We start from the raw sequence: 4,808 nt of genomic DNA, 5'->3' as shown, positions 1-4,808 counted from the left end.
GATGCTGCAGAATACCCCCTCGATCATCACTGAATATGCCAATATTAGCTTCTCTGCCCAAGAAATACCCATTTATTGCCTTTTGGGGGTTTTAGCGGGCTTATTGGGGGCTTTATTCAATCAAGGCATCCTTTTTTGTAGTCAGCTGCAGCGGCGTTGGCGGTTATCTTTAGCTTGGCGCATCGGTCTGGTCAGTTGCTTATCGGGAACGGTGGTGGCTTTTTTACCCGACTTTTTTCGAGATAATACCGGTTTACGCGAATTTTTGCTGGCAGGGGAATTAAGTTGGCAGAATACCGCCCTCGCTTTTGTGGTCTATTTTTTCCTGACGATGATCTCCTATAGTTCCGGCGCTCCGGGAGGACTCCTCGCCCCCGCTTTGGTGTTGGGATCCTGCTTGGGGTTTCTGGTGGGGGGAATCGAGACGAAAATGATGGGTTTCGGCAGCGAACCTAGTTATACTTTAGCCGGTATGGGGGCTTTTTTTACGGGAGTAGTCAGGGTTCCGGTAACGGCGATCGTGATTGTCTTTGAACTGCATCGCAATTTTAATATTGTGCTGCCCCTGATGTTGACCTGTGCCGTTTCTTATATCACTGCCGAAAGCATTCACCCCGGTTCCCTCTATCAGCATTTACTTTCCGCTAGTGGTATTATTCTCAACGAAGAAACCCCTTCTAATGATGTGTTGGCCCATCTGTCGGCTATGGATGTGATGCAATCGCAGGTGGAAATTCTGCCGGCGGATTTACCCCTGGGGGAAGTGGTGAAAATTATGTCCCGTTCCCATCATCGCGGTTTTCCCGTGGTGGAACAGGGGCGACTATTGGGGATTTTTACCCAAAGTGATCTGGATAAATGGCGATCAAAAAACAGTCAAACAGTCCTACGGGAGATCATGACTCCCAATCCGATTACTGTGGCCCCCCAGGCAGCTTTAACCGATGTTTTATTTCTCTTAAATCGCTATCAGCTTTCCCGTTTACCCGTTACCGACGGTCAAAAACTGGTGGGGATCATCACCCGCACCGATATTATTCGGGTGGAAGCCGATCAATTGGGGGGAGTTTGTCAACTGCCCCAACCCAGTACCCCTTCCTATGTGGTTTATCAAACTCGTTCCCCAGCTGTGGGAATAGGCCGGATTTTATTACCTATTGCCAATCCTGACACCGCTACTGCTTTGTTTAAAATTGCTGCTGCGATCGCCAGTGAACGCAATTATGAGATAGATTGTCTCTATGTGATTACTGTGCCTCGTCTTAGTTCTCCGGCGGAAGTAAAGGTAGATACACGGGAAGGACGCAAATTACTTCATCGTCTGGAAAGATTAGCCCGACAGCAGCATATCTCTGTTCATACACAAATTTCTGTGGCTCAGGATATCGCCGACGGGATTTTAGCCACGATTCGCGAACGACACAGCAATTTATTAATTATGGGTTGGACGGGGGAAAAATCCACTACTGGGGCGATTTTCGGGTTTTCAGTCGATACTTTGATCGCTGAGGCTCCCTGTGAAACCATCTTGGTAAAATTGGGGACAAAGGATTGTTTTCCCAACGATCTTAATCGGGAAAGGATTTGGCTGATTCCCACTGCCGGAGGTCCCAATGCTCAACGAGCTTTAGCATTATTGCCTAGTTTGCTGTCTTTGTCCGAGTCTTCGGATCATCCCGAACTTTGGTTATGTAAAATTTATTCTCCGACGGAGTTACTGCCAGATCTGTCCACTTTGGAAGTTTTACAAGCATCTTTACAAAAAGCGATCGCACAGCCAGTCGTGCCTTTACCGATTCGTTCGGCCTCTCCGGCCGAGGCGGTAATTAATCTGGTAGAATCGGAAGATTGTTCCTTGGTGCTTTTGGGTGCATCTAGAGAGAGTCTGCTCAATCAGTTATTAAATGGCAATATCCCCTCGACGATTGCCCGTGCCGTTAATTGCACTGTGATTCTCGTGCGAGGGGAATTATCAGATTAGTTGATTAGCTAGGCGGAAGCTAAACTTAAACCGAAGGGTACGGTATTGTCAATTTTCGCCCCTTGACTTTCCTCTAGGGAATGGGGGTAGAATATTTCCCCCTCTAGTTGACCATCGGAGTCATCGTCATCCCCATCGCTGATATAAAGGCGTTCACAGGGGATGTTATCGGAAAGGATGGCACTGGCCATCATCCCCGTATGAATCTCTAAGAAAGCATCCGCTAGGGTCTCAAATACTAAACGCTGCCCGGGGAAAACCACCCTTTCAAAATACCAGTTAGCAATATTGGTGATGCGAACAATTTGAATATGACTGGTCGCATTGACATAGCAACAAAGAATACTATTTTTCTTGCCGTTGGGGAGGGGATCGAGAATCTGTGCCATAGCAATTGGGGTGATCTTAAAGTGGGTTTGTCATCGCTCCTTCACCCTAACATCCTTTGATCCCCGATAGTTGTAAAGATGATTACATTACTCTGATAAAAATCTACCCATCGCTCTTTCTGGTGATAGAAAGCGGTTTTTATTAAAAAATCATTAAATTTAACTAATGCCTAGTTTTGGCTATTTGTCAAGGGGGGAACCCCGTTTTTTTTGCTGTTTTTCTTGATTTTTTGCTGGGCTATTTATCGCTCAATTTTGTTAACGGTTTCAGGATTATAAAAACCGAGGTAATTTTTGTCAAGTTAGATACCGCTTGCTCATGGTCTCCTCCATCTGGTTGACTAAAAAGGGTCGGCCTGTGGTTAGACTGATAGGTTTGACAGTGCTGGGGAGAATAATCCCTCGATTGTTCGGGGTTTCTCCGCAAATTTCCCCGGAGAATCCCCGTCTTTTGCAAGCGGGGAAATGTCAACTCATCAATCTTGGGACTCTATCAATCAATTTTCCCAGTCGAAGCGGCATTAACTATAAACTTGCTAAAACCTCCTTAGCGGCGGCCAAAGTCCGTTCGATATCGGCCTCTGTGTGAGCTAAAGAAGTAAAACCAGCTTCAAACTGGGAAGGAGCTAGATAAACGCCTCTTTCCAACATTCCCCGGTGAAAACGACCGAATTTAGCCACATCGGCCTTTTTGGCATCTTCATAGTTATGTACGGGGGAGCCAGTGAAAAACATTCCGAACATGGCGCTAATATAACCTCCAGAAACGCTGTGACCAGCATCTCTAGCCACTTTCAGCAGCCCTTCAGTTAAGGATTTAGTCACTTTATCGAGATATTGGTAGGTGCCGGGGCGCTGGAGTAACTCGAGGGTTTTAATTCCCGCCGTCATGGCCAAAGGGTTGCCGGATAAGGTTCCCGCTTGGTACATCGGGCCGGCCGGAGCCACCATCGCCATAATATCAGCCCGACCGCCGTAGGCCCCCACCGGCAGCCCACCGCCGATAACTTTGCCGAGGGTGGTTAAATCGGGGGTGATGCCGAATTTTTCCTGAGCGCCACCGTAGGCGATGCGAAATCCGGTCATTACCTCATCAAACATTAATAAGGCTCCGTATTCCTTGGTTAATTCCCGCAATCCCTCTAAAAAGCCAGCATCCGGCACGATAAAGCCGGCATTACCCACCACTGGCTCTAAAATTACCCCGGCGATCGAGTCGGGATTTTCGACAAAGAGGGCTTTTACCGCTTCCAGGTCATTGTAGGGGGCGGTTAAAGTGTTGTTAGTGGTGGTTTTGGGAACCCCCGGCGAGTCGGGTAAACCCAGGGTGGCTACACCAGAGCCGGCTTTAACCAGGAACATATCGGCGTGACCGTGGTAACAGCCCTCGAATTTGATGATTTTATCCCGGCCAGTAAAAGCCCGCATTAAGCGCAGGACGGACATACAGGCTTCGGTGCCGGAATTGACAAAACGCACCATTTCAATGCTGGGAACGGCATCAATCACCATTTCAGCGAGAATATTTTCCTGGACACAGGGAGCGCCGAAACTGGTCCCTTTGTCTAGGGCCTCGTGTAGGGCGGCAATCACTTCGGGATGGGCATGACCACAGATAGCCGGCCCCCAAGTTCCCACATAGTCGATGTATTCGTTACCGTCCACGTCGCGAATATAGGCCCCTTTGACGCTTTCAAAAACGATGGGTTGACCACCGACGGATTTAAAGGCCCGCACGGGGGAACTTACACCCCCCGGCATTAATTTTTGAGCGGCTGTAAAGATTTCTTTCGATTTTGTTGTTTGATACGAAGATGTGCTAACCAATCCTGTCTCCTTGTCTATTTGAGTCTATCGGTTTCGGGGAATGCCCGGAGCTTTGTTTTGTTAACTTCCTGCTGCTTGTTCCATTTTAAAGATCACTGGCCTACATTTGACGCAATTTTTCCCTAGGAAGAGCGCTGGTCGGCTCAAGTCTCGCTCTTCTTGACTTATAGCTTGATGGTTAACAGCTGATGTAATTGGCTGAGAAAGGGCAAAAATTTCACTTTTGACAATTTTTCCACAATCTTTTCAGAATTGCAGTAAAAACCTAGCAATGGGCGAAGTTATTGCTATTGATAGATTTTAGCCCAGAAAGAGCGATCGAAAAAAGCTCAGGTTTTCCACAGATTTTCCACAGGGGAATTCTTGCTATTATTTCTTAGCGTACAAAAAAACTATTCCTGCTTTGACATCCTCACCGCCGTAAAACGGACGGCGATTCCCAAACCTCACGATTTAGGTTTCTGCTTCTTTCCCTTGCGGGGTTCCGCACCTGCCTTAACAGATTTACTCTGTTCTGGTCTTATGGTCGCTCTACAGACTGACCCCGCAAGCCCTGCGGCCAAAATATTTTTACTAGCGTTAACATCTCGGTCATGGTGTGTCCCACAGTC

3 protein-coding genes and 1 pseudogene are annotated in these 4,808 nt (G+C 47.6%); 1 reads left to right on the top strand and 3 read right to left on the bottom strand.

All coding sequences use genetic code 11. From position 1 onward, the window contains the following. Positions 1-1,981 (top strand): chloride channel protein (locus PX481_RS23500; protein ID WP_288096340.1); only part of this gene is annotated, 1,981 nt, incomplete at its 5' end. Positions 1,982-1,989: 8 nt separating this feature from the next. Here PX481_RS23500 and PX481_RS23495 read toward each other — a convergent pair. From PX481_RS23495 to PX481_RS23485, 3 genes and pseudogenes are all read right to left on the bottom strand, one after another. Continuing rightward, positions 1,990-2,370 carry a DUF1830 domain-containing protein gene (locus tag PX481_RS23495; RefSeq protein WP_002761692.1) on the bottom strand — a complete coding sequence of 127 codons (381 nt, stop codon included), beginning with the start codon at positions 2,368-2,370 and terminating at the stop codon, positions 1,990-1,992. A gap of 525 nt (positions 2,371-2,895) precedes the next feature. Then, a complete protein-coding gene (gene hemL / locus PX481_RS23490) occupies positions 2,896-4,197 on the bottom strand; it encodes a glutamate-1-semialdehyde 2,1-aminomutase (protein WP_288096337.1) in 1,302 nt (433 codons plus the stop codon). Positions 4,198-4,643: 446 nt separating this feature from the next. Beyond that, positions 4,644-4,808, bottom strand: a pseudogene (locus PX481_RS23485) (RNA-guided endonuclease TnpB family protein); the annotation flags it as partial.

The sequence above is a fragment of the Microcystis sp. M53603_WE2 genome (genome assembly GCF_030065435.1).
The sequence above is the reverse complement of the archived record's forward strand: the minus strand, read 5'-3'. Positions and strand labels throughout refer to the sequence as shown.

Excerpts from the sequence above, each read along its gene's own strand:
- PX481_RS23495 (WP_002761692.1), bottom strand. The coding sequence starts at position 2,370 with ATGGCACAGATTCTCGATCCCCTCCCCAACGGCAAGAAAAATAGTATT.